This window comes from Neisseria sp. P0024.S006 (genome assembly GCF_051956595.1).
GTDB lineage: Bacteria > Pseudomonadota > Gammaproteobacteria > Burkholderiales > Neisseriaceae > Neisseria.
The window spans coordinates 1-465 of record NZ_JBQCXH010000043.1; the positions used below are offsets into that span (position 1 = coordinate 1).

Genomic DNA, 465 nt, shown 5'->3' on the forward strand with positions numbered 1-465 from the left:
GTACCGACCACAAACTCAACTACAAACTGCGCTATATCTCTCCGTTTAAAGACCTGACCGTCCGCTACGCCTCGCACGCAGGCATCGATCCAGCTTGGGTTTCCAATTTGATTCGCCAAGAAAGCCGCTTTGTCCTAGGCGCCCAATCCAGCGTCGGCGCACAAGGCCTGATGCAGGTCATGCCTGCAACCGCCCGCGAAATCGCCGGCAAAATCGGCCTGAGCAGCAGCGAACTCTACACCATGGACGGCAATGTCCGCATGGGTACGTGGTACATGGCAGATACCAAACGCCGCCTGCAAAATAACGAACTAATGGCCACCGCAGGCTACAATGCCGACACAGGCCGCGCCCGTAACTGGCAGGCTTCTTCACCGTTGGAAGGCGCGATTTACACCGAAACCACCCACTTTACCGCACACCGCGATTACGTGCACAAAATCATGCACAATGCGACCTACTACG

At 56.1% G+C, this 465-nt stretch carries 1 protein-coding gene; it reads left to right on the top strand.

The window, feature by feature from the left end; all coding sequences use genetic code 11:
* Positions 1-465, top strand: a 465-nt coding sequence (locus ACTHUF_RS11175; protein ID WP_440407731.1) for a lytic transglycosylase domain-containing protein, incomplete at both ends; no start/stop codon positions are given.